The sequence below is a fragment of the Aeromonas sp. 600527 genome, from assembly GCF_049175415.1.
In the GTDB taxonomy this organism is placed as follows: domain Bacteria; phylum Pseudomonadota; class Gammaproteobacteria; order Enterobacterales; family Aeromonadaceae; genus Aeromonas; species Aeromonas veronii_A.
In genome coordinates, this window is sequence record NZ_JAAKVA010000002.1 from 224,877 (window position 1) to 246,791 (window position 21,915).

Sequence of the window (21,915 nt, forward strand, 5' to 3'; positions counted from 1 at the left end):
CCTCTCTTGGCCAAGTGCCATAAAAAACGGGCCTCCACTGGAGGCCCGTTTGCTATTGATTAACCACGTTCCGGTGCTTATCCCTTGCGGGATTTTGGCCCCGGCAGTGGCGCCGTTGGCTGGCGGTAATCGCCATAGGGGAAGATATTGCGAAACCGCTGGGCCACCGGCTCGGGGATAGAGCGGGAGAAGATCAACTTCACACCATCGCCATCGCGCTGCCCCACAATGCGACCGCGTACCGTATCGTGGCGCAGGATCTGTTTGGCATGGTCAATAAAAGCGGGTGAGACCTTGCCCTGCTTGACCACCACCTTGCCGGGAGCAAGGCGGATCTCGAACAGGGCGCCACGCCCCAGCTTCATCAACCACCAGATCAGCGCAATCGCTACGATCAAGGAAATCCAGGCCATCTTCATCCCTCCCAAGCTCTTGATATCAGGCAGTATAAGCGGCCATGCGCCCCGATTGTTTGGCGCCGATCACAGCCCCCGCCTCAGCGCTATAGCGCCCCTTTGCTCAGCAATCCTTGCCCCAACCCACCAGCGTCTCGCGATAGAGAGCGAGCAGCGCCTCATCACGCACCGCCACCCCGACCTGCTGCGGACGATAGGCTGACCAGTCATCGTGGGAGTGGCGCTTGCCATCGAACTTTTGCAGGGTGTGGCCGATGGCCGGACCGCTGGTGATAACCCGTACCGGCCCCTCGCGCAGGGTAAAGAGGGTCGGATCAATCACATAGGCGATGGCGGACGGATCGTGGACGTGGCAACCGGAGAGCCCCAGTTTCTCGGAGTAGAAGCGCAGATAGAAGCGGCTCACATCCCACAGGAAACGGCCCGGCTCTCCCGCCTTGTCCTTGAGCTCATCAAGATAGGCGCTGCTGAAGAAGCTCTGCTGGGTCACGTCCAGCCCGATGATCACCACAGGCCAATCGGCGGTAAAGACTCGGTCGGCGGCATCGGGATCATCGTGAATATTGGCCTCGGCATAGGGGGTCACGTTGCCACGATGGCCGTTGACGCCAAAGGCGCCCCCCATCACTACCACCTGTTTCACCAGCGAGACAATCTCGGGCGCCTGTTGTAGCGCCAGCGCCAGATTGGTCAGCGGGCCGATAGTGACTATGGTGATCTCCCCCGGCGCGGCTTTCACCGCCTCGACAATATATTGCCAAGCGGGGCGAGGATCCGGAGCGATAGTCACCTCCCCCGCCTCCATATCGCCAAAGCCGCTCGGGCCGTGGACTATGGTGGTGGGGCCAACCGGCTCGCGCAGCAGCGGGGCGGCAGCACCTTTGGCCACATCCGCCTTCATGCCGTACTTCTGCTTGAGCCAGAGGGCGTTGCGGGTGCCATTGTCGATGGTGGCGTTACCAAAAACAGTGGTGATGGCGAGCAGCTCGATGGCGGGGTGGGCCTCGGCAAACAGGATGGCCATGGCATCGTCGATACCCGGGTCGGTATCCAGAATGATTTTATGGGTCATGAGAAATTCCTACGGTGACAAACCCTGCGACAAAAGGGAGAGTCTACCCGGCTGACGGCCCCATATCCCGGCATGGGATCACAGAGCGGGCCTTTGCTCCCGGCAGCGGGGGCGCTGCTGGCGACAATTAGCATAAAAAACGCGGCCCTGTTGCCAGCGCCGCGCCCTTTATCGTTGTTCGTTATCTGCTATCTGGCAGTGATCTGCCTGACCGGATCCTCAGTGCTTGCGGTGCCAACGCGGTGAGGTCGCCTTCTCCCCCCAGGGGGTGACGCAGGGGAGCAGAGCCCCTTCAATCACCATCTCGCTGCCCGCCAGCGCTTCGGCGATCTTCTGGTGCAGCACCCGCAGTACCTTGCCCTCGTGCTCGGCCAGAGAGTGGCCCGCGGCAAAGAATTCCGGCTGATATTGCAGGGCCAGCTTCTGGGCGAATTCGTAGGTGTTGAAGCAATCCGGCATCCGCTCAACCACATCTTCAAGCCGGGCCAACAAGCTGTTCAGTTCCCTGGTCATAGTGCTCTCTCCGTGTAGGTTAATAGCCAAAAACTACCCCTTATTAGATAAGTCACCAACGAGCAAACCACAAAAGTGTGGGGAGACACACAGTTCTCTCTTGCGTCCGGCTCATGGTGAACGGCAGACAGCTTGCCAGCTTTACATTCCGGTAACAAACAGCTAGATTTAGACCGACTAATCAGTCGGTCATTTTTCATGCGGAGAACAACATGGGTGCGGCGCAGCTTCAACACACTCCTGAGGATATCCTCGCCATCAAGATGTCCCTGCCGGATCAGCTGGCGCGGCTCAAGCGGGCGAGTCTGGCTCACCCCATGCCTACCCTGGCCGAGCGCCGGGCGCAGCTGACCAAACTCAAACAGGCGTTGCTCGCCCACAAGGGACAGCTGTGCAAGGCGCTGGCGGCAGATTATGGTCAGCGCAGCCACTACGACAGCCTGATCGCCGATGTGCTGCCCTGCATCATGCAGATCAACTACACCCAGAAGCGGCTCAAACGCTGGATGCAGCCCCACCGCCGTCACACCGGCCTGCTGCTGGCCCCCGCCAAAGTGGAGGTGCACTTCCAGCCGCTCGGGGTGGTCGGCATTATCGTGCCGTGGAACTTTCCGGTGATGCTGAGCCTTGGCCCCCTCATCACCGCCATCGCGGCGGGCAACCGGGCGATGCTGAAACTCTCCGAGTTCACCCCTCATACCAACGCCGTGCTGCGCACCATGCTCACCAGCGTGTTTGACGAAAACGAGATCGCCATCATCGAGGGAGATGCCCAGATGGCGGCAGCGTTCAGCTCACTGCCGTTCGATCACCTGCTCTTTACCGGCTCCACCATGGTGGGCAAGCTGGTGATGGCCGCCGCCGCGCCCCAGCTCACCCCCCTCACCCTTGAGCTGGGTGGCAAGAGCCCCTGTCTCATCGCCCCCGACATGCCGGTCGCCACCGCGGTCGAGCGGATGATCTTCGGCAAGAGCCTCAACGCCGGGCAGATCTGCGTCGCCCCCGACTATGTGCTGCTGCCCCGCAGCGAGGTGGATAACTTTATCGCCGCCTATCGCCGCCACTTCAGCAAGCTCTACCCGCAGGGGCTCAATAGCGCCGACTACGGCGCCATCATCAACGACCGCCAGTATCAACGTCTCGTCAGCTGGCTCGATGAAGCCGAGCAGGCGGGTGCCCAGCTCCATCCCTGTGGCAGCCCGGCCCGCGACGACCAGCGTCGCCTGCTGGTGCCCCATCTGCTGACCGGGGTGCCGAGTCAGTGTCAGGTAATGCAGCAGGAGATCTTCGGGCCGCTGCTGCCGCTCATCCCCTACGACACCCTGGAGGAGGCGCTCGCCTATGTGGCCGAGCGGCCCCGCCCGCTGGCCCTCTATCTGATGAGCTTCGATCCCGAGTTGCAGGCGCGAGTGACCCGGGAGACCCACTCCGGCGGCATGGCGATCAACGAGAGCCTGTTTCAGGTGGCTGCCGACGATGTGCCGTTTGGCGGCATCGGCGCCTCCGGCATGGGCCACTACCACGGCCACGAGGGGTTTCTTACCTTCTCCAAGGCAAAAACCGTGCTGACCCGCGGCAAGTTCACCACCGGCTCCCTGATCCATCCCCCCTACCACAGCTGGATCCAGAAGCTGATGATGGCCTTCTTCCTGCGCTGATGGAGATGACAATGAAGCCGGCTATCCCGCAGCCACAAACCATGACCGACAAGCGCCGCCAGATCCTGGATGCCGCCCTCGCCCTCTGCGCCGAAGATGGCCTGCAGGGGGCCGCCACCGCCCGTATCGCCAAGGCGGCCGGGGTGGCCAACGGCACTCTGTTCCACCACTTTCCGAGCAAGGAGGCGCTGATCCTCGCCCTCTATCAGGATGTAAAGACCCGGATGGGGAGCGCCATCCATGAAGCAGATCCCACCCTGCCGCTGTACGACCAGACCCGCCACTACTGGCAGCTGGCGATGGGGTGGATGCTCGCGCATCCCAATGAGCTCAAATTCGTGCTGGGCTTCTTTCACTCTCCGCTGCTGGCCAGACCGGCCCGCAGCCAGATCCTGAACGATGCCCTGCGCTTTCTGCCAGCCCTGCTGGCAAAGGGGCAGGCCAGCGGCGAGCTGATGCAGGCTCCCGCGCCACTGTTGCTGGAGGTGTGTCAGGGCCAGTTCCTCGCTTGCGCATCACTGTTTGTCGATCAACCGGAGCTGGGAGAGGACGACTACTGGCAAGCCAGTGCGTTCGCCCTCTTCTGGTCAGCCATCTCAGGAGCCAATCCTCATGCAAACACGGATGTTTGAACCTGCGGCAGCCCTTGGCCGCCGCCTCTGGATCACCACTCTGCTCTGGGTGGTGGGTCGCACCCTCTGTCGCGCCGCCCGCACCGACGAGGCAGTGCGCCGTGAATTGGCGCCGTTGCCGGACGGGCTGGCTATTCGCCTCGAAGTGGGCGGCATCGGCTACGCCATGAACATGCACAAGCAGGGTGGCCGCTGGTATCCCGGCGCGCCAGTCGCCCCTCATGCCACCATCCATCCGCTACGGGTGCGCTTCAAGCATCCCAATATCGCCTTTCGCGCCCTGAGTTTTCGGCTCGGGGTCAATCAGGCATTTGGCGAAAACCGGCTGCTGGTGGAGGGAGATCTGACCGTTGCCATGCATCTGGTACGGGGGCTTGAGCAGTTGCAGTCCCTGATCCTGCCCGCCTTTATCGCGCGGCCTCTGCTGCGCCACTATCCCGCCCCGACCAACAAGATCGGCCGGGCCTGCAACATCTATCTGGGTCTGGTGACCGGCTAACGCGCAAGGAGCCTTGAAATGAGCCGCTATTACGATTTTTTCTGCCCGGTCAAACTGCTGGCCGGTGAACAGGCGCTGGAGCAGCTGGCCAGCGAGCTGGCCAGCCTCGGGGCCCGTCGCCCGCTGCTGCTGACCGACAAGGGGGTCAATGCCACCGGCCTTGCCACCCTGCTGGCCAATGTGCTGGCCGAGGGGGAGCTGCCGGTTGCCGCCATCTGGGACGAGATCCCGGCTGACTCTTCCACTGCCGTGGTGGAGCGGATCGCCAAACGCTACCGCGAGCTCGACTGCGACAGTCTGGTGGCGCTGGGGGGCGGCTCGGTCATCGACACCGCCAAGGCAGTCAACATTCTCACTTCCATGGGGGGGGATCATCTGCTCGACTACTCGGGCGCCGGTTGCCTGACCCGTCCCCTCAAGCCGCTGGCGGTGGTGCCCACCACGGCGGGCACAGGATCAGAAGTGACATTGGTTGCAGTGATCAAGGATGAGGCGAGCGGGCGCAAGGTGCCCTTCACCTCCCCCTTCCTGCTGCCCCAGCTGGCGGTGCTCGACCCGCGCCTGACCCAGGGACTGCCCCTCAATATCACCGCCGCTACCGCCATGGATGCCATGACCCACGCCATCGAGGCCTTTATCGGTACCGCCAAGAACCCGGTGAGCGATGCGCTGGCCCTGATGGCAGTGGAGAAGATCGCCAGCGCCCTGCCGCAAATCATCCACGACCCGCAAAACAAACAGCTGCGGCTGCAACTGGCGGAAGGCTCCACGCTGGCTGGCATGGCTTTTTCCAACTCCATGGTGGGGCTGGTGCACGCCCTCGGCCACAGTCTGGGAGCCCGCTGCCATCTGCCCCACGGGCTGTGCATGAACCTCTTTTTGCCGACCGTGCTCGACTACAACCGCCCCGAGGTGGATAGCGAGTTGGCCCGGCTGCTGTTGCCGCTGGTGGGGGCAGAGCGCTTTGCTGCCACCCCGGCCCATCAGCGGGCGGAAGCGACCATCACAGCTATTCGCACCCTGCGCGACACCTTGTGGCAAGCGGTCAAGCTGCCGCGCACCATGAGCGAGGCTGGGGTAAGCGATCGCTCGCTACTGACCGAGATCCGCGATCTGGCGGTCAACGACGGTGCCCTGCTGTTCAATCGCAAGGACGCCGACCGTGAGCAGTTACTCACCCTGCTGGAGCGAGCCTGGGTCTGATCCCTCCCCTTTGCCAATAATCTTGTGCTGACACTAACGCGGTGCCCGACTCACCATCGGGCACCTTGATCTACATCGCGATATCGATGCGCCCTCTGTCAAAGGGGGATGATATTGACCACGGGCTCTCATTATCTGTTCTATACCTTGGCTAACCGCTATCTTGTGCCAACAACACCATCTTGATGCCAGAGGTGCCCACCATGAGCGAGATTATTCATCAGGCCAACCAGCAACAGTTTATCTGTATGGTTGAGGGGAAAGAGTCGAGACTGCGCTACCGGCGCCTCGATGCCAAGACCATCGACGCCTACAGTACTTTCGTCCCCCCCGAGCTGCGGGTGCAGGGGATTGCCGATCAGCTGGCGCGCGCCTTCTTCAACTGGACTCAGGCGGAGGGGCTCACTATAGTGCCGAGCTGTCGCTACATTGATGTCTGGTTACGCCGCAATGCCAACAACTGAACCTCTGAACACCGTCCTCGAACAGCAATTCCAAGCCAAAACAGAAGCCCTGCTGCGGGCCGATCCGCAGCGGATGGCCTGCCTGCAAGCCGCGGCCGAGCTCAATCTGCCCGACTGGGCGCTGGGGGCCGGTTTTATCCGCAACCTCATCTGGGATCACCTTCACCACAAGGCGGTGCCCACCCCGCTCAACGATATCGACCTTATCTATCTCGATAAAACCGATCCGCAAGGGCTGGCCGAAGCGGAGCACGAAGCTTGGCTCGCCAAACGCCTGCCCGGCCAGCAGTGGGAGGTGCGCAATCAGGCCCGCATGCATACTCGCCAGCTGGTAGCGCCGTTTGCCAGCAGCCTTGAGGCGCTCAGCCATTGGGTCGAGGTGCCCACCTGCATCGGCGTACGCCTCACCCGGGATGGCGAGTTCGAGTGGCTTGCCCCCTACGGCTTTGCCATCAACTGGTCGCTGCAAGTGAGTGCCAACCCCAAATGTCGCCAGGACAAACAGATTTTTACCCAGCGCATCAAGGAGAAACGCTGGCAGGCTATCTGGCCTGACCTTCAGGTAAACTGGCCATAACCTGATTGCAATCTTTCGATAACCTTGGGCACACTAGGGGAAAAGCTGGTTGTAACTCAATGGGTTAAATAATGCGCGACTTCTTCTCTCTCGAACGCTGGCTACCGGGCCTCGCCGCCCTGCTGCATTACCAGCGCGCCTGGTTGATGCCAGATCTTCGCGCCGGACTCTCGGTGGCGGCAGTGGCGCTGCCCGTCGCCATCGCCTATGCCGAGCTTGCCGGGGTGGGTGCCATCGTCGGCCTCTACTCCTGCATCCTGCCCATGCTGGTCTATGCCCTGTTTGGCACCTCCCGCCAGCTGATCGTCGGCCCTGATGCCGCCACCTGTGCGGTCATCGCCGCCGTGGTAACGCCGCTGGCCGCAGGCGACCCCACCCGTCACTGGCAACTGGTGATGACCATGACCGCCATGACCGGCTTCTGGTGCCTGATTGCCAGCCGCTTCAAGCTGGGGGTGCTAGCGGACTTTCTCTCCCGCCCCATCCTGATGGGGCTGCTCAATGGTGTGGCCATCACCATCATGGTGGGCCAGCTCTCCAAGATCTTCGGTTTCACTTTCAGCGAACGTTACCTCATCGAGCGGATCGCCAGCGGCGCCACCTATATCACCCAGACCCATCTGCCGACCCTGGCCATGAGTCTGGTAGCCCTGCTCACCCTGCTGCTGGCCAAGCGCTACAAACCGGCATGGCCCTCCTCCATGGTGGCCATGGTGGTGACCGCTGCGCTGGTGTGGGGCTTTAATCTCGGCCAGTTTGATATCGCCACCCTGGGGGCGGTGGGTTCCGGCCTGCCCGCGTTCCAGATGCCGGAATTTCCCCCCGGCCTGATGCGGGAGCTGGTACTGCCCGCCCTTAACCTCGCCATGGTGAGCTTCGTCTCCATGATGCTGACCGCTCGCAGCTTTGCAGCCAAAAACGGTTACGAAATCGACGCAGACAAAGAGTTTCGAGCCCTCGGTATGGCGAACCTCGCCTCCGCGGTCTCACAGGGTTTTGCCATCAGCGGCGCGGATTCACGCACCGCGGTCAACGATGCCAACGGCGGCAAGAGCCAGCTGGTCTCCATCATCGCTGCGGCGGTGATCGCCCTCATCACCTTCTATCTGACGGCGCCGCTCAAATATATACCCACTGCCGCCCTCGGGGTGGTGCTGGTGATGGCCTCTCTGTCGCTCACCGATTTTCGCGGTCTCTGGGCCCTGCGCCACTCCGATCGATCCGCCTTCTGGCTGGCGCTGGTCACCTTTATCAGCGTGCTTACCATGGGAGTGATCCCCGGGATCACCCTTGCCGTGTTGCTGGGGCTGTTCCAGTTCCTGCGCAATGTGATGCGTCCCACCGATCAGCTGCTCGGCATGGATGACGAGGGGGTGGTGCGCACCCTGGGGGATAACGAACAGGCCAAGGCGATCCCGGGTATTCTGGTCTATCGCTTCAACTCGCCGCTCACCTACTTCAACGCCCCCTACTTCAAGCGGCGGGTGCTGGCCCTGCTGGTGCAGGATCCCCGAGCCCCCAAGTGTCTGGTGATCGATGCGGTCGCCTGCTTCACCCATCAGGACATCAGCGTGATGAGCATGGTGGGAGAGCTGCACAAAGAGCTGAAACGGCGCGGCATCCATATGGTGATGGCGGGTCGCCACGGCCAGATGACCCACTGGCTAAAGCAGGCGGGCGTGCGGGTGGGCGATGAAGGGATCATCCTCTGCCCCGACATGTATCAGGCGCTGCGCCTGACCCGCTGCTATCGCGAGCCGGTGTTCAAGGATGATGCGGTGGTGGAGAGCACCACTGATGCCATCCGCTCAAATTGGCCGCAGGATGATGCCCTCCCGGACTCGGCTCGCCTCACCTTGCCAAGCGAACAGGAGGCGGGCGCCACGCCTGCCTGATCCCCTGGCCGATGCAATCCTGCACAAGGATTGCACCGGCCTTGGCCTTGGTGTTAAATGCGCCCCCAGAGGACACTCCCCCGTGCCCTCCCAGCTGTTGGACATGCCATGCAATCTCAATCCCACGCAGGCCCGGGCACGCTATTTGCGCTGACCTGGCCGCTCTTTATCGATCTCGCCCTGCACTTTCTGACCGGTGCCCTCAATACCTTCATGGTGGGTCACGTCTCCTATCAGGGAGTGGCGGCGCTGGCGGTCGGCAATCAGGTGTTCGATCTCGCCATCACATTGTTCAGCTTCGTCAGTATCGGTACCAGCGTGGTGATCACCCAGTATCTGGGGGCGGGCGATCGGGAGAAAAGTCGGGTGGTGATCCACACCGCCATCGGCTTCAACCTGCTGATCGGTCTGGTGGCCGCCATCGGCGTGATGGCAGGGGCCAGCACCATGCTGGCGCTGATGAACCTGCCTGCCAACCTGATGAGCGACGGGACGCTTTACTTGCAGATCATCGGTCTCTGCCTGTTACCGGAGGCCGCAGCCCTCTGTCTGGCAGCCACCCTGCGCGCTCACGGCCACACCCGTCAGGCGATGTATGTGACCCTGATCGTCAACCTCATCACCTTCGTCGGCAACCTGCTGCTGCTCTACGGCTGGTTCGGCCTGCCCCAGCTTGGCGTCGCCGGTGTCGCCATCAGCACGGTCGCGGGCCGCCTGATCGGCGTGGTGCTGCTGGTGTGGCTGGTAGCCCGCAAGACCGGCATTCGACTGGTGGTGCGCGATATCGTCCACCCCAGCCGGGAGATGCTGGGCAAAGTGCTCCATATCGGCCTGCCGGCGGCAGGAGAGAACCTCTCTTGGATGCTGCAGTTTATGGTGGTGACAGCCTTTGTCGGACTGCTGGGTGACAAGGCGCTGGCAACCCAGTCCTACTTCTTTCAGATCTGCCTGTTTATCCTGCTGTTTGGCCTTTCCATCGGCCTTGGCAACGAGATCATCATCGGCCATCTGGCGGGAGCAAGACAGTTCGATCGCGCCTATCAGCAACTGCTCAAGAGCCTCAAGCTGGGGTTGGCAGTTACCTGCGTCATCGCCGTGGCGGCGGCCCTCAATGGCCGTACCATCATCAGCCTCTTTACCGATGATGCCGACATCATCACCCAGGTGGCGCAGCTATTTCTTATCAGCCTTATCCTCGAACCCGGCCGCACCTTCAATCTGGTGGTGATCAACGCCCTGCGGGCCACCGGGGATGCCCGTTTCCCCCTCTACATGGCGTTGCTCTCCATGTGGGGAATTGCCGTGCCACTCTCCTATTTCCTCGGTATCATGCAGGGTTATGGACTGGTCGGTATCTGGCTGGCGCTGGCCTGCGACGAGTGGGTGCGCGGTCTGGCCATGTTCTGGCGCTGGCGCAGTCGTCGCTGGCAAAACAAAATTCTTGTTGAAACAAAAGCGGAATCACAATGAAGAAGATAGGACTCTTGCTGGCTGCCATCCTGCTCAGCCCCCTGGCCATGGCGCAAACTGCCCCTGCCGCTCCCAAGGCTCAAGCCACCCAGACCTGGTATGTGGCCCCCATCGCCATCGATGAAACCAGCGACGCCCAGAAGGCGCTGACCAAGGACTTCATGGCCCAGATGATCAAGACCATCAAGATCAACGAGTACCAAACCGGCAAGGCGGTGGGCAACACCAAAAAGCCCAAGTGGCTGATCCGCACCAAGCTGATCCCCGCCAGCAACGAGCCGCTGGTCGGCAAGAAGCACCCGCAGGGTCTCACCTACGGCAAGGGCAATCCGACCCAGGAGATCGTCGGCGAGCTGTTGATGAATGGCACCCTGGTGGCCCACATCGGCCAGGGCTGGCGCGAGCCTATCGTCCCGGGCACGCCGGTGGCTGACAAACTCTCCATCGCCAACTATCGATACGCCATCGGGGATCAGGCCAAGTCGGCGGATCTGGAGGAGCTTGCCGCCCAGATTGGCTTTGAAGCGGGCAAGGTGATCCACCGCGACGGCAAGCCGCTGCCCGAGAAGAAAAAGAAAAAAGAGTAAATGCCATACCGGTTATATGAAGGGGCGCTATGCCCCTTTTTTGCTGCCGTTTACCGGCTCGCGACCATCATCCCGCCGTCACAACTGTGATCAGGATTCCAGTTTATCCCTCTCCCTCTGACTAATGAATATCTGATCTGCTTTTGATTCAACAAGTTAAAAACCACATTCTTTATGCAGCAAACCATTGTTGCCGAATTGGATCCGGATCACATTTATCTGGGGGGGTAAGGGGTAGTTTGGTCTCTAAGGCACAATCAAACGAAACCAAGGAGGCTCCATTACATGTTCCCAGAGTACAGAGAACTTATCTCGAAACTGAAGAGCAGTGATGTCCATTTCCAGAAGAAGTTTGACTTGCACAACGACCTGGATGCGGAGATTAGAAAGCTGGAAAAACATCACGCCAGCGACTATAGCGCCGAGGTGAGGGATCTGAAAAAACAGAAACTCAAACTGAAAGAGGAGATATACGACATCCTCAAACAACATCCACAATAGATGCCTCGAAGATAATCCGGATAAGCAATTTATCCCTCAGCCCGGCCCAAGCGCCGGGCTTTTTATTGTTTTAGTCAATTAGTTGATCCGCCACACTACCGACAGTAGCGGTTGTTTGTTACATTTTTCATTTTGGATTCAAGGCACAGATGTGATGGTAACATGACCATAAATCGCGTTTTTTATCATCTTTTACTGCTTTGCATCTTATCTGGCCTCCAGCCACTGCGAGCCCAGGAGCCAGTGCTGGAGTTGTGGCACTCCCAGCAGGCCGGATATGTGATCGACGACGTGATCACGCGATTCAATCAGGAAGGCAATCACAAGGTTCACGTCACCCAGATCGAGCCCGGCAAGATCAAGGCAGACATCCTGCTGGCTGCGCAAGCCAGGGGGCTGCCCGACTTGATGCTGATCCCGTCCGACTTTATCGGCCTCTACCGACAGATGTCCTTCGCCCCCCTGCCAACCGGATGGTTCTCATCTGCACTGATGAGCAGTGCTCTGCAATATGTCACCCTGGATCAGCAACGCTGGGGCATGCCCATGATGCAGGGCAACCATCTGATGCTGTTTTACAATAAGGCGCTGGTCTCAACACCGGTGACCCAATGGCAGCAACTGGCAGCCATCACTCCGGCCCTCAAGGCCAAGGGGATCCAGCCCGTCAGCTGGCCCTACCACGACATGTACTACTTTGCAGCATTTCTGCTCACTTTTGGTGGCTCGCCAGTGACCGAAGGGCGCATCACACTCGACACGCCGGCCATGATTCAGGCACTGGAAGCGTACCGTACGGTCGCCAGAGAGAAGTGGGGCGATCCCGAGTGCGACTATGATACCGCTCTCGCCAATTTCAACGACGGCAAGAGTGCCTATCTTGTCAACGGGGACTGGGCCTTCAATGACCTGGTGAAAAACATGGGAGAACAGCTTGGGGTTGCCATGCTGCCTCACTGGGAAGATCGCCCGATGCACTCCATGAGCGGCGCCTACGTCCTGAGTGTATCTCGTTGGGCAATGGCAGATGAAGAACGTCAGACCGTCATCAAAGCCCTGATGGCCTTTATCCAGCGGGACGATATTCAGCAATTGATCTATCGACAGGGTTCGCTGTTACCAATCAACCAGCGGGCTTTTTCCGCCATCAACCAATACCCCGCCCTGCACGAAAAGGTGCTGCTGGAACAGTTCACCCTCAGTACACCCATGCCTTCAGAGAGCGCCATGTCCATTGCCTGGCAGGCGATGGACAAGGGGTTCGAGCGTTTCAAGGAGGGAAGCAGTGCCGCTGAAGCAGCTCGCTATATGCAGCAACTGGCCGATCAGCAATACCAGCAGGTCAAGTCAAAATGAGCCACCGCACCTTTCGTCTCGGTCCTACGCTCATCGTCATACTGTTCACCGCAGCCCTGCTGCCAGCGCTGCTGGTAAGCGGCATATTGCTGGCTCGTCAACACCAGATCATTGCCCAGAGCGAACAATCCCAACTGGAGCGAGCCCTCACCAGCATGACCCGTGAGGCACGCTTTCGCAGCGAATTGATCGGAACCCAGCTTCAACAACTCAGCAACGATCGGGTGCTTAATCAGGCACTCGAGAATTTTCTCTTCTCCAGTCATGCCCGCCTGGCGCTGGCGGCCTTTATCAAGTCCAACAGTCTGCTGACCTCAGCCTACCTGATCGATGATCAGGGTCGGGTAGTAGAGTACATCAACGGCCGAGCCTCTTACCTTGAATCGAGTAACCTGATGCCACAGCTGATGGCATGGAGCGAGACGCGGGAAGCCAAACAGGGCAAGCATTTGCTGATGCCTGTGGATGATCCCTTGCTGATCGGCGATATGGAACAGGATCGCAGTGGCGGGTTGGCGCTGGTGGCCCCCATCTATCGCAATCATCAGCGGGCCGGGGTGATGCAGACCCCAGCGGGCTTTGTGATGGCCATCCTCCCCTGGAGGCAGATGGCCCAACTGCTGGAACCCTATCTGAAGGGGAGCGAGTATCTGGTGATTTCACAAGGAGATACCCGTCTCTACGAAGGCTCACACAACAACACCAAAGATATGAACGACCGGGTACCCAGCCAGATGGCACAGCTCTTGACCATCGGCTGGCCACAACTGGAAGAGACCATCACCCCAACCATCACCCTCTACAGCTACAGCGATGACAGGGTGAGCGAGCTAAACAAATCTCAGCAGTTGTTGACCGTCAGCATCGCCGTCATGTTGCTGCTGGTGGCCATCGGCTGTATCTGGCTTACCCGCTGGCTCACCCGACCGCTGCGCTCGCTGGCAGCCCTGGTGCGCAGTTACGGCAAGGGCAACTACCAGCAACAGCAAGCACCGCTGCGCTTTGTGGAATACGATGAGGTGCGTCGGCTGCTGCAGGAGATGGCCTATACCATCTCTGCCCAGGTAAGAGCGCTCTATCAACAGAATGAACAGCTGCAGCAGGCCAACAGCGAGAAAGAGGCCTTCAATCAGCGGCTGCTCGGCTTCAACGATGAACTGGAGCAAGAGGTCGCCTCGCAAACGACCGCCCTGCGCTCGGCCCTGAGCCGGGAGGAGCGCAGCCGCCATATCCTGCAATCATGGTTGCAGTTCGGTCTGCACCAGCAGCTGGATATCGATATTGCCGAGCTGGCCAGCTCCGCCCTGTTGCAGCTCTCCCAGCTCTATCCCGGCCACCGCTGGGGGCTGGTGATCCGCCGCGATGGCGAGCCCCACTACTCCCTGACCCAGGGGGTCGATGCCCCCTTGCGTGATCCCCTGCAGGAGAAACTGACCCAACTGATGGATGAGGAGGTCAAACACTCCGAATGCCAGTGGGATAATGCCTCCTGGAAGATCATGACCCTGCCCGGCAGCCAGAGTGGTGTGCTGTTTGGTTATCTCATGGTGAGCGCCGAAGGGCTGGAGTCCGAAGACAGGGCCATCTTGCGGTTGTTTGCCAAACAGCTGGCGGTAGGCATCGAGGGGCGCCTCTTCACCGACGAGCTGGCGCGGGTCGCTCGCACTGATAACCTCACCGGCCTCCCCAACCGACAGGCGTTCGAAGAGGCGTTTCATCACTATCAGACGGTGCTGGCGCGCCATCCGGAACGTCACCTCGCGCTCTTCATGCTCGACCTTAACGGCCTCAAACGCACCAACGACCAGTATGGGCACGAGGCGGGCGACGCCCTGCTGATCCAGATGGCACGACTACTGCGAACGCTGTGCCGACAGAATGAGAGCATATTCAGAATGGGAGGAGACGAATTCGTGCTACTGGCGGAGGCGGATCACCTTGCCTGCCAACAGCTGGCAGGCAGACTGGAGGCAAGCCAGCAGCACGCCATCGTGCAACATGGGGAGCACAGATTCCCGCTGCGTTTCGCCATCGGCTGGAGCAGTAGCGACCAGACCCCGTTGGCAGAGCTGAGCCGGGTGGCGGACGACGCCATGTATGCCGACAAAGCCCGCTTCTATCAGGGGCAACGCTAAAAGCGGTGACCTCCGGCGTTGGCGAGCCTTTCGCCAACCCCCTGATTAGCTCGCAAAAATGGTGCGCAACGCTAGACGCGGCGCAGACCATGACTAAGATAGGGGGCTCTTGATATCGCGATTTGCTAGGGAGTAGGAAATGGAGTTAGTACTTGGCCCGCTGGAGGCCCGTGTCATCGGGTGTCTGATTGAAAAAGAGATCTGCACCCCGGATCAATATCCCCTCTCCCTTAATGCACTGGTCAATGCTTGCAACCAGAAGAGTAACCGTGAGCCGGTACTGGATCTGGCCGAACTCGATATCCGCGCCGTGGTGGACGAGCTGATCCGCCGACGCCTGGTAGTCAACACGGCAGGTTTCAATGCCCGGGTACCCCGCTACCAGCACAGATTCTGCAACACCGAGTTTGGTGAACTGAAATTCGATGCGCAGGAACTCGGCATCATCTGCGAGTTGCTGCTGCGCGGCCCGCAAACCCCGGGGGAGCTGCGTTCTCGCACCAATCGCCTCTGCAGTTTTGATGACGTGACCGAGGTAGATGCCGTACTCAATCGCCTCATCGAACGTGGCCCTTACGTGGTCAAACTGCCACGTGAGCCGGGCAAGCGCGAATCCCGCTACGCCCACCTGTTCAGCGGTGAGGTGGATATCCAGGCGATGATGGATGCCACCCCTGCGGCTGCCTATGCCTCCCCGGCCGCCGACCGCCTGAGCGAGCTGGAGCAGGAAGTAAGCGAGCTCAAGAGCCGTCTCGCCGCCATAGAAGCACGACTGGCTGCACTGGATGGTCAGGGCTGATCGCCCTTACCATCGCCCATCTCTATCAGGGAGCCGGGGTTGATGTCACCGGCTCCCTGCGTTTTTTATCGTGAGGAAGTGCCCGTGATCACCCTGATTAAAGAGTCTGACCACCAGAAGATGCCCTGGAAGAACCAGCAGGGCACCACCAGCCAGATCCTCATCTCCCCCAAGGGGAGCAGCCTTGCCAAACTCGACTTTGACTATCGGCTGAGCTCGGCCCCCATCAAGAGTGCGGGCCCCTTCTCCCCCTTTCCCGGCTATCAACGCATTTTGCTGCCGGTAAGCGGGGCTGGCTTTGTGCTCAACGGCCACCCCTACGCCACCTTCGAGGCGGCGCACTTTAGCGGCGACGAGGAGACCCACTGCGAGTTGCTGAAAAAAGAGGTGACCGATCTGGGGCTTATCTACCATCCGGATCGCATCAGCGCCAACGTGCGGGTGCTGAACCTCCCCTTCCCGCTGACCCTGACCCTCGAGCCAGGGAAGACCTACCTCTGTCACCTGCTGAGCGGCCAGCTGACCGTGCAGGGCAAAGAGGTGGCCATCAACGAGACGCTGGTGGTGACCGGTGAAGAGAGCATTCACTTCGAATGCCAGAAGAAGAGCTCCATCGCCTTCTTTACCCTGCAGGCCAAATAGCGCGAAAGTCGGCTGTGCGCAGTCATGCCACGCCACAACAAGCGACAGATATGAAAAAGCCGGGAAATCCCGGCTTTTTCTATTGAGGCGACCGGCTCGATGCCGGTCAGCACCTTAGTTGACCTTGAATGAGCCCTTCATCATGGCGAAGTGGCCGGGGAAGGAGCAGAAGAAGGTGAGCTCCTTGCCCGCCAGACCGTCGGTCTTGAAGGTGACGCTGCTGCTCTCGCCACCGCCGATCAGCTTGGTATGCGCCAGCACGCGGGGATCATCCTTGGGCAGATAGCCGTTCTCGGCCCCGGCGCTCATCCCCGCCGTCGCCACAGTCTGATAGTCTGCGGTGCTGGCCAGCACCCAGTTATGGCCCATGGCGGTCACAGGCAGCTTCCCGGTATGGTTCAGAGTAACCGTCACCTCCTTGCAGGTGGCCGGAACGCTCATCTCTTTGAGGTTGTACTGCATGGCATCATTGCCTTCGATGACCAGTGCGCACTCATCGGCCAGAACCGGGGCAGCCAGAGTACTCAGAAACAGCAGGGTAATCGCCTTTTTCATCATCTTCTCCTTTGATTGGCAATGGATGGCAACAGCGTGGCGTATATGCTTCGCAAAGATGCCGTCTAAATCGACCTTCATTTTACTCAATTGTTTTCAATCGGCGATGGGTTTTGGCCAAAGCTGCGGGCCAGGTCACCAGACGGTGCTGTACTCGCCACTATCTCCCATCACGGATGGACGATACGACCCGCTACAGCAACAGGTTCAAAACTGTTTAATTTTTTCTGCTCTTTTCCCCCCGATTGCCCCTATCAGGGCTCGCCCGGCGAGCGCCCCTTGGCTAAGCTAGCGCCCCGATATGAACCTTCTCCAGATGAGAGCGCCGGATGATTGCGATGACCCCCGTGGCGGCCCTGCGCGGCCTGCTGCTAACCCTGCTGCTGGCGCTGACCGGCTGCCAGCCGACCCCGCCAGCCCAGACCCGTATTCAGGGCAAGACCATGGGCACCTACTATGTGGTGACCCTGAGCGATAGCTACCCCGGTGGGGAGCCCTCCCTCAAAAGCGATGTAGAGAGTCTGCTGGCCCGGATGAACAAGGAGATCTCCACCTACGATCCCGACTCCCTCATCTCCCGATTCAATCAGGGGCCCGCCAATACCCCGTTTGCCATCCCGCCCGCCATGGCCATCATAGTCCAGCAGGGGATTGATGCCGGTAAGCTGACCGATGGCAAGCTGGATGTGACCGTGGGGCCTCTGGTCAATCTGTGGGGATTTGGCCCGGACAAACGCCCGGTCAAGCGACCCGATGAGGCGGCCATCGCCGCCGCCCGCCACAAGGTGGGCATCGACAAGCTGACCCTGACCCCGCAAGGGGATCACTTCCTGCTCGAAAAAACGATCCCGGATCTCTATCTCGACCTCTCCACCCTGGGCGAAGGGGCTGCATCGGATGAAATCGCCGCCCTGCTCGAGGGCAAGGGGGTACACAACTACCTGATCGAAGTGGCCGGTGCGGTGCGCAGCAAGGGCAACAACAGCAAGGGTTCACCGTGGAGAGTGGCCATCGTCGAACCTTCCGATCAGCCGGGAGCGTTTTCCGATATCGTCATCCCCAACGGTATGGCGCTCAGCACCGCAGGCAGCTATCGCAACTACTACGAGATAGATGGACAGCGTTACTCCCATATCATCGACCCCGCCACCGGCCAGCCTGTCACCCACAAGCTGGTCTCCGCCAGCGTGATCACCCCGACCGCGCTTGAGGCTGACGCCCTCGATACCGCGCTGATGGTGATGGGGCCCGAAGCGGGTATGGCATTTGCCAAACAGCACAAGCTGGCGGTCTATCTCATCATCAAGACCGAACAGGGGTTCAAGGCCAAGTACACGCCCCAATTCGCCCACTATCTGGCGAAGCAACCGACAGAAAAGCACTGATAAACAGAAGGCCCCGATAACGGGGCCTTCTCATTACGGTTGATGATGAACTTGTCACGGGCTATTCGATGGTCACCCGGTGAGGGGCTGGCGTTTCCACCTGCTTGGGCAGTTGCAACGTGAGGATACCGTTCTCGAACCTGGCGCTGACCTTGTCCAGCGCCACCTCGACCGGCAACTCCAGAGTGCGTGAAACACTGCCAAAATAGCGTTCACTGCGCAGTGTTCGCTCATCCTTGTTCTGGCTGTCAAACTGGCGGATCTCCGCTTTCAGCGTCACCTGTTTACCATGGATATCCACATGGATGTCCTCTTTGGCAACCCCCGGCAACTCGGCTTGCAGCACATAGTTGCCATCGCTCTCCTTCAAATCCAGCCTGATCTGGCTCGGCAAGGGGTCCCCGTGCAAGGGGCGAATATAGAAGCCGGACGCCATATCGCGAAACAGGTCATCGAACAGACTGGTACGGCTTGGTAGCAAACTCATCTCTGATCCCTCCGTGATTCATGGACTAACAGAGGCAGGCCCTGATACCTGCCTGATGGGGCCTATATGTGACCGGGGCTTGTCGTTGCCCCCTCTATCAGTCTAAAAAGTGTGCCGCGTGCTGCCACCCCATCTGAGCTTTATTTGATATGGATCAACCACATCGCCCTGGCCACCAGGCACAGAGCGTGACATGGAAACTGAAAGTTGCGTGACAAAAGCACATTGATTGCCACTTGACACGCTTTGGTGGCACACTTTCTCCCATCAACCCGTAGCGCCTCGACCCAGAACAATGCAGACACCGGAAAACGCGTCAGAAAAGAAGAGCCCTGCCAAGCCACAACGCATTCTGATGGTCAATGAGCAGCGCTCGTTTCAGGTGATGATGAAGGCGATGCTGCTCAATCTGGGTATCAGCAACATCACCTACTCCAATACCGCCGAGGATGCGCGACGCCGCTGCCAGAAGGGCAGCTTCGATATCTATCTCATTGATTACGATCTGGGGATTGGCGAGAACGGGCGGCAGCTGCTGGAGAGCCTGCGGGATCAGAAGCTCATTCCGCCCCAGAGCGTGGTGATCATGGTGAGTGGCGACAGCTCTCGCGCCATGGTGCTGAGCGCGCTGGAAGCCGAGCCCGACGAATACCTGATGAAGCCCTTCTCCCAGGAGCAGTTCTCGTTTCGCCTCAAGCGGGCCCTCGCCCGGCGCAACGCCCTGGCCAGCGTCTTTACTGCGCTGGCTGATAACAATCTGGCGACCCTCATTACCGCCTGTGCCGAGCGGGCTGATGCTGTCCCCCGTTTTGCCAACTACTGCCGCTGCCTGCAAGCTGATACCCACCTCAAGCTGGGTCAGGCACAAGAAGCACGCGCCCTGATGCGCCAGCTGCTGGCCGGGCAGGAGAACAGCTGGGCCCGCCTGACACTGGGCAAGGCGTGCAATACTCTGGGACTTCATGAAGAAGCGGTCAGCCATCTGCAGGCGACCCTCAAAAATACCCCGCTGATGGTGGAAGCACACCTCTGGCTGGCGGAATCCCAACTCGCCCTCGGCAACGATGAACTGGCACAACAAGAACTTAGACGAGCGGTGGATATCTCCCCCCAATCGGTGCAGCTCTCCCGTCGGCTGGCGGAAGTGTGCCTGCTACGCCACGACTACGCTCAGGCCAAGGATGTGCTGCTGTCGCTGATCGATCTGTCGCGTAACTCGATCCACCGAACCCCCCACTATCTGGGTGCCTATATCCAGACCCTGACCCTCTACGCCCTCAACAGCAACGACAGCTATCATATCGCCAACCTGCAAAAGCAGGTCAACTCGGCCCTGTCGCGCATCCGCGATTCGCTGATGATGTCGGAGTTCAACTACCCGGTATTCGAGCAAATCTGTCAGGCCCGAGTGCAAATTGCGCTGGGGGAGCTGCTCAAGGGCAAGAAGATGCTCTATCGCGCCAACCAGAACTGGCTTGATGAACCGGCCACCATGCCCCCTGCCCTGCTTGGCGAAACCATCCTCGCCCTCTATCAGCTCGGCGAGTTCGAATATGCCGAGAGCCTGCAGGGACTGCTGGCAAAGGATGAAGACCGGCTGCTTACTACCTGCATTCAGGCAACCCGTGATGATAAAACGGTGCTGGAGCGGCGTCAGCGCTACCAGCAGCTCAACGATCTGGGGATCAAGGCCTATCAGAGCGGCGAGCTGGAACAGGCGCTCGGTCACTTTCGCGAGGCGCTGCGCCGGGCCCCCGCCAATACCGGTGCCGCCCTCAACAAGATCCAGGTGTTGCTGCAACTGATGCAGAAAAACCGCAAAAGCCCGGAGTTTGGTATCGAGTGCAAAGACACCCTGGACGTGCTCGACGGCATCCCCCTCAACCCGGCTCAGCAGGAGCGTTTTCGCAAGCTGCGTCAGGAGTTTAACCAGTTCAACTAAGACGCCGTCACGCCCCCTTTTCCCGCCTATGCTGAAACCAGTACGGTAATGCGAGGGAAGCGAAGATGGCGATGTGTCGTTATCTGGTGGCCGATGGCCGCCACTGCAGTGAAGAAGCTGGCGAGCACGATCTTTGCAAGTGGCATGATCCCCATGGACCTCATCAGGAAGCCCGCACCGCCGAGGCGCTCGAACAATACGTTCGCGCTGGCGGTCTATGTCACGGCCTGCAGCTGTCACGGGCCAATCTGGCTGGCCTCAATCTGGTCAACAAGGAGTCCGATCAGGGATTCTTGCTAGAGCAGTGCAACCTCTATCGCGCCAACCTGCGCGGGGGTCACCTCTACGGCCTGCGCATGAAAGGGGGCAGCCTGATGAAGGCCGATCTCAGTGATGCCAACCTCCAGTGCGCCACCCTCGATGACGTCAATCTGCTCGGCATCCGCTGGCACAACACCCGGCTCGACAACATGCAGACCGGCAAACGGGTGATGCAGGATCGCAAGGGGCGCCGTGAACGGGATCCCAAACAGGCGCGCATCTGGTTCAAGGAGGCGGAAGAGACCTACCGGGATCTACGCAAAGCCTCCGAGGCGCAGGGGATCTTCACCATGTCCGGCAACTATATCCAGCAAGAGCTCACCATGCGCCGCCTGCAACTGCCGTTCTGGTCGACCCAGCGCTTCACCTCCTGGGTGGTCGATCTCTTCTGTGGCTATGGCGAGGCTCCGATGCGGGTGGTGCTCTTCTCGTTGCTGCTCATCTTCATCTGCAGCATTTTTTACTTCTTCTGCGGCCTTAACTTCGCGGGCAATCATCTTATATACCGACCAGAAGCCTCTCTTGAAGAGAACGCCATCTTCCTGCTGGAGTGCCTCTACTACAGCGTGGTCACCTTCACCACCCTGGGTTATGGCGACTTCACTCCGGTCGGGCTTTCCAGGATCTTTGCCGCCTTTGAAGCCTTTACCGGCAGCTTCACACTGGCGCTGTTTGTGGTGGTATTCGTCAAAAAGATGACCCGCTGACACCTCTGCCCACCCCGCGGTGCCTGCCACTGATGCAGGCCCGCGGCCAAACTTGCATCCACCGCCGATTCCTAGTCCAATAGCGACTTATAAAAATGA

At 59.9% G+C, this 21,915-nt stretch carries 22 protein-coding genes; 17 read left to right on the plus strand and 5 right to left on the minus strand.

The window, feature by feature from the left end; genetic code table 11:
- Nucleotides 1-77: 77 nt before the first annotated feature.
- The 3 genes from G5154_RS04475 to G5154_RS04485 form a co-directional block, all read right to left on the minus strand.
- A complete protein-coding gene (locus tag G5154_RS04475) occupies nucleotides 78-413 on the minus strand; it encodes a DUF3634 family protein (RefSeq protein WP_005347215.1) in 336 nt (111 codons plus the stop codon).
- A gap of 106 nt (nucleotides 414-519) precedes the next feature.
- The gene (locus G5154_RS04480; protein ID WP_337072795.1) at nucleotides 520-1,488 is read right to left on the minus strand and encodes a nucleoside hydrolase; all 969 of its coding nucleotides are present in this window, start codon (nucleotides 1,486-1,488) and stop codon (nucleotides 520-522) included.
- A gap of 219 nt (nucleotides 1,489-1,707) precedes the next feature.
- Nucleotides 1,708-2,001, minus strand: coding sequence for a hypothetical protein (locus tag G5154_RS04485; protein ID WP_005353197.1), 294 nt, complete (start codon nucleotides 1,999-2,001; stop codon nucleotides 1,708-1,710).
- Between the two features lie 212 nt (nucleotides 2,002-2,213).
- Between G5154_RS04485 and G5154_RS04490 the strand changes: the two genes are divergently transcribed.
- From G5154_RS04490 to G5154_RS04555, 14 genes are all read left to right on the plus strand, one after another.
- The gene (locus G5154_RS04490; RefSeq protein WP_216961871.1) at nucleotides 2,214-3,659 is read left to right on the plus strand and encodes a coniferyl aldehyde dehydrogenase; all 1,446 of its coding nucleotides are present in this window, start codon (nucleotides 2,214-2,216) and stop codon (nucleotides 3,657-3,659) included.
- Between the two features lie 11 nt (nucleotides 3,660-3,670).
- Nucleotides 3,671-4,291, plus strand: coding sequence for a TetR/AcrR family transcriptional regulator (locus G5154_RS04495; protein WP_421250405.1), 621 nt, complete (start codon nucleotides 3,671-3,673; stop codon nucleotides 4,289-4,291).
- Entirely contained in the window at nucleotides 4,272-4,790 is a 519-nt protein-coding gene (locus G5154_RS04500; protein ID WP_005361659.1) for a hypothetical protein, read from the plus strand. The genes G5154_RS04495 and G5154_RS04500 overlap by 20 nt, the downstream gene beginning before the upstream one ends.
- Nucleotides 4,791-4,808: 18 nt before the next feature.
- Nucleotides 4,809-5,993 (plus strand): iron-containing alcohol dehydrogenase, encoded by a 1,185-nt coding sequence (locus tag G5154_RS04505; protein WP_139708930.1) that lies wholly within the window; start codon nucleotides 4,809-4,811, stop codon nucleotides 5,991-5,993.
- Between the two features lie 203 nt (nucleotides 5,994-6,196).
- Nucleotides 6,197-6,457: a GNAT family N-acetyltransferase gene (locus tag G5154_RS04510; protein ID WP_005347229.1), complete on the plus strand. Its 261-nt coding sequence runs from the start codon at nucleotides 6,197-6,199 to the stop codon at nucleotides 6,455-6,457.
- Nucleotides 6,444-7,034, plus strand: a complete 591-nt coding sequence (locus G5154_RS04515) for a nucleotidyltransferase family protein (protein ID WP_202005573.1) — start codon at nucleotides 6,444-6,446, stop codon at nucleotides 7,032-7,034. The genes G5154_RS04510 and G5154_RS04515 overlap by 14 nt, the downstream gene beginning before the upstream one ends.
- A 71-nt stretch (nucleotides 7,035-7,105) precedes the next feature.
- On the plus strand, nucleotides 7,106-8,929 hold the full coding sequence (locus tag G5154_RS04520) for a SulP family inorganic anion transporter (RefSeq protein WP_194495774.1): 1,824 nt from the start codon (nucleotides 7,106-7,108) through the stop codon (nucleotides 8,927-8,929).
- Between the two features lie 108 nt (nucleotides 8,930-9,037).
- Nucleotides 9,038-10,399: an MATE family efflux transporter gene (locus G5154_RS04525; protein ID WP_013723595.1), complete on the plus strand. Its 1,362-nt coding sequence runs from the start codon at nucleotides 9,038-9,040 to the stop codon at nucleotides 10,397-10,399.
- Nucleotides 10,396-10,986, plus strand: a complete 591-nt coding sequence (locus G5154_RS04530; protein WP_204382038.1) for a hypothetical protein — start codon at nucleotides 10,396-10,398, stop codon at nucleotides 10,984-10,986. The genes G5154_RS04525 and G5154_RS04530 overlap by 4 nt, the downstream gene beginning before the upstream one ends.
- 285 nt (nucleotides 10,987-11,271) lie before the next feature.
- Entirely contained in the window at nucleotides 11,272-11,487 is a 216-nt protein-coding gene (locus tag G5154_RS04535) for a YdcH family protein (protein WP_005337763.1), read from the plus strand.
- Between the two features lie 243 nt (nucleotides 11,488-11,730).
- Entirely contained in the window at nucleotides 11,731-12,843 is a 1,113-nt protein-coding gene (locus G5154_RS04540; protein WP_421250406.1) for a sugar ABC transporter substrate-binding protein, read from the plus strand.
- The gene (locus tag G5154_RS04545; RefSeq protein WP_216978408.1) at nucleotides 12,840-14,978 is read left to right on the plus strand and encodes a sensor domain-containing diguanylate cyclase; all 2,139 of its coding nucleotides are present in this window, start codon (nucleotides 12,840-12,842) and stop codon (nucleotides 14,976-14,978) included. The genes G5154_RS04540 and G5154_RS04545 overlap by 4 nt, the downstream gene beginning before the upstream one ends.
- 139 nt (nucleotides 14,979-15,117) lie before the next feature.
- Entirely contained in the window at nucleotides 15,118-15,777 is a 660-nt protein-coding gene (locus G5154_RS04550; protein ID WP_005347246.1) for a YceH family protein, read from the plus strand.
- A gap of 84 nt (nucleotides 15,778-15,861) precedes the next feature.
- The gene (locus G5154_RS04555; RefSeq protein WP_216978406.1) at nucleotides 15,862-16,419 is read left to right on the plus strand and encodes a HutD family protein; all 558 of its coding nucleotides are present in this window, start codon (nucleotides 15,862-15,864) and stop codon (nucleotides 16,417-16,419) included.
- A gap of 114 nt (nucleotides 16,420-16,533) precedes the next feature.
- Here the strand turns inward: G5154_RS04555 and azu are convergent, their stop codons facing one another.
- The gene (gene azu / locus G5154_RS04560; protein ID WP_374995552.1) at nucleotides 16,534-16,974 is read right to left on the minus strand and encodes an azurin; all 441 of its coding nucleotides are present in this window, start codon (nucleotides 16,972-16,974) and stop codon (nucleotides 16,534-16,536) included.
- Between the two features lie 329 nt (nucleotides 16,975-17,303).
- Between azu and G5154_RS04565 the strand changes: the two genes are divergently transcribed.
- Entirely contained in the window at nucleotides 17,304-18,359 is a 1,056-nt protein-coding gene (locus G5154_RS04565) for an FAD:protein FMN transferase (RefSeq protein ID WP_216978405.1), read from the plus strand.
- Between the two features lie 61 nt (nucleotides 18,360-18,420).
- On the opposite strand, the gene G5154_RS04570 is transcribed toward G5154_RS04565, so the two are convergent.
- Nucleotides 18,421-18,846: an Hsp20/alpha crystallin family protein gene (locus G5154_RS04570; RefSeq protein ID WP_103250619.1), complete on the minus strand. Its 426-nt coding sequence runs from the start codon at nucleotides 18,844-18,846 to the stop codon at nucleotides 18,421-18,423.
- Between the two features lie 295 nt (nucleotides 18,847-19,141).
- On the opposite strand from G5154_RS04570, the gene G5154_RS04575 reads away from it, so the two are divergent.
- On the plus strand, nucleotides 19,142-20,788 hold the full coding sequence (locus G5154_RS04575; protein WP_337072802.1) for a tetratricopeptide repeat protein: 1,647 nt from the start codon (nucleotides 19,142-19,144) through the stop codon (nucleotides 20,786-20,788).
- 65 nt (nucleotides 20,789-20,853) lie between these two features.
- Nucleotides 20,854-21,816, plus strand: a complete 963-nt coding sequence (locus G5154_RS04580; protein WP_216978403.1) for an ion channel — start codon at nucleotides 20,854-20,856, stop codon at nucleotides 21,814-21,816.
- The last annotated feature ends 99 nt before the right edge of the window (nucleotides 21,817-21,915 follow it).

Coding starts and splice junctions, on each gene's coding strand:
- G5154_RS04475 (WP_005347215.1), bottom strand. CDS start 413: ATGGCCTGGATTTCCTTGATCGTAGCGATTGCGCTGATCTGGTGGTTG.
- G5154_RS04580 (WP_216978403.1), top strand. CDS start 20,854: ATGGCGATGTGTCGTTATCTGGTGGCCGATGGCCGCCACTGCAGTGAA.
- G5154_RS04530 (WP_204382038.1), top strand. CDS start 10,396: ATGAAGAAGATAGGACTCTTGCTGGCTGCCATCCTGCTCAGCCCCCTG.
- G5154_RS04515 (WP_202005573.1), top strand. CDS start 6,444: ATGCCAACAACTGAACCTCTGAACACCGTCCTCGAACAGCAATTCCAA.
- G5154_RS04485 (WP_005353197.1), bottom strand. CDS start 2,001: ATGACCAGGGAACTGAACAGCTTGTTGGCCCGGCTTGAAGATGTGGTT.
- G5154_RS04480 (WP_337072795.1), bottom strand. CDS start 1,488: ATGACCCATAAAATCATTCTGGATACCGACCCGGGTATCGACGATGCC.
- G5154_RS04575 (WP_337072802.1), top strand. CDS start 19,142: ATGCAGACACCGGAAAACGCGTCAGAAAAGAAGAGCCCTGCCAAGCCA.
- G5154_RS04565 (WP_216978405.1), top strand. CDS start 17,304: ATGATTGCGATGACCCCCGTGGCGGCCCTGCGCGGCCTGCTGCTAACC.
- G5154_RS04520 (WP_194495774.1), top strand. CDS start 7,106: ATGCGCGACTTCTTCTCTCTCGAACGCTGGCTACCGGGCCTCGCCGCC.
- G5154_RS04545 (WP_216978408.1), top strand. CDS start 12,840: ATGAGCCACCGCACCTTTCGTCTCGGTCCTACGCTCATCGTCATACTG.
- azu (WP_374995552.1), bottom strand. CDS start 16,974: ATGAAAAAGGCGATTACCCTGCTGTTTCTGAGTACTCTGGCTGCCCCG.
- G5154_RS04495 (WP_421250405.1), top strand. CDS start 3,671: ATGAAGCCGGCTATCCCGCAGCCACAAACCATGACCGACAAGCGCCGC.
- G5154_RS04500 (WP_005361659.1), top strand. CDS start 4,272: ATGCAAACACGGATGTTTGAACCTGCGGCAGCCCTTGGCCGCCGCCTC.
- G5154_RS04535 (WP_005337763.1), top strand. CDS start 11,272: ATGTTCCCAGAGTACAGAGAACTTATCTCGAAACTGAAGAGCAGTGAT.
- G5154_RS04490 (WP_216961871.1), top strand. CDS start 2,214: ATGGGTGCGGCGCAGCTTCAACACACTCCTGAGGATATCCTCGCCATC.
- G5154_RS04570 (WP_103250619.1), bottom strand. CDS start 18,846: ATGAGTTTGCTACCAAGCCGTACCAGTCTGTTCGATGACCTGTTTCGC.
- G5154_RS04505 (WP_139708930.1), top strand. CDS start 4,809: ATGAGCCGCTATTACGATTTTTTCTGCCCGGTCAAACTGCTGGCCGGT.
- G5154_RS04525 (WP_013723595.1), top strand. CDS start 9,038: ATGCAATCTCAATCCCACGCAGGCCCGGGCACGCTATTTGCGCTGACC.
- G5154_RS04550 (WP_005347246.1), top strand. CDS start 15,118: ATGGAGTTAGTACTTGGCCCGCTGGAGGCCCGTGTCATCGGGTGTCTG.
- G5154_RS04510 (WP_005347229.1), top strand. CDS start 6,197: ATGAGCGAGATTATTCATCAGGCCAACCAGCAACAGTTTATCTGTATG.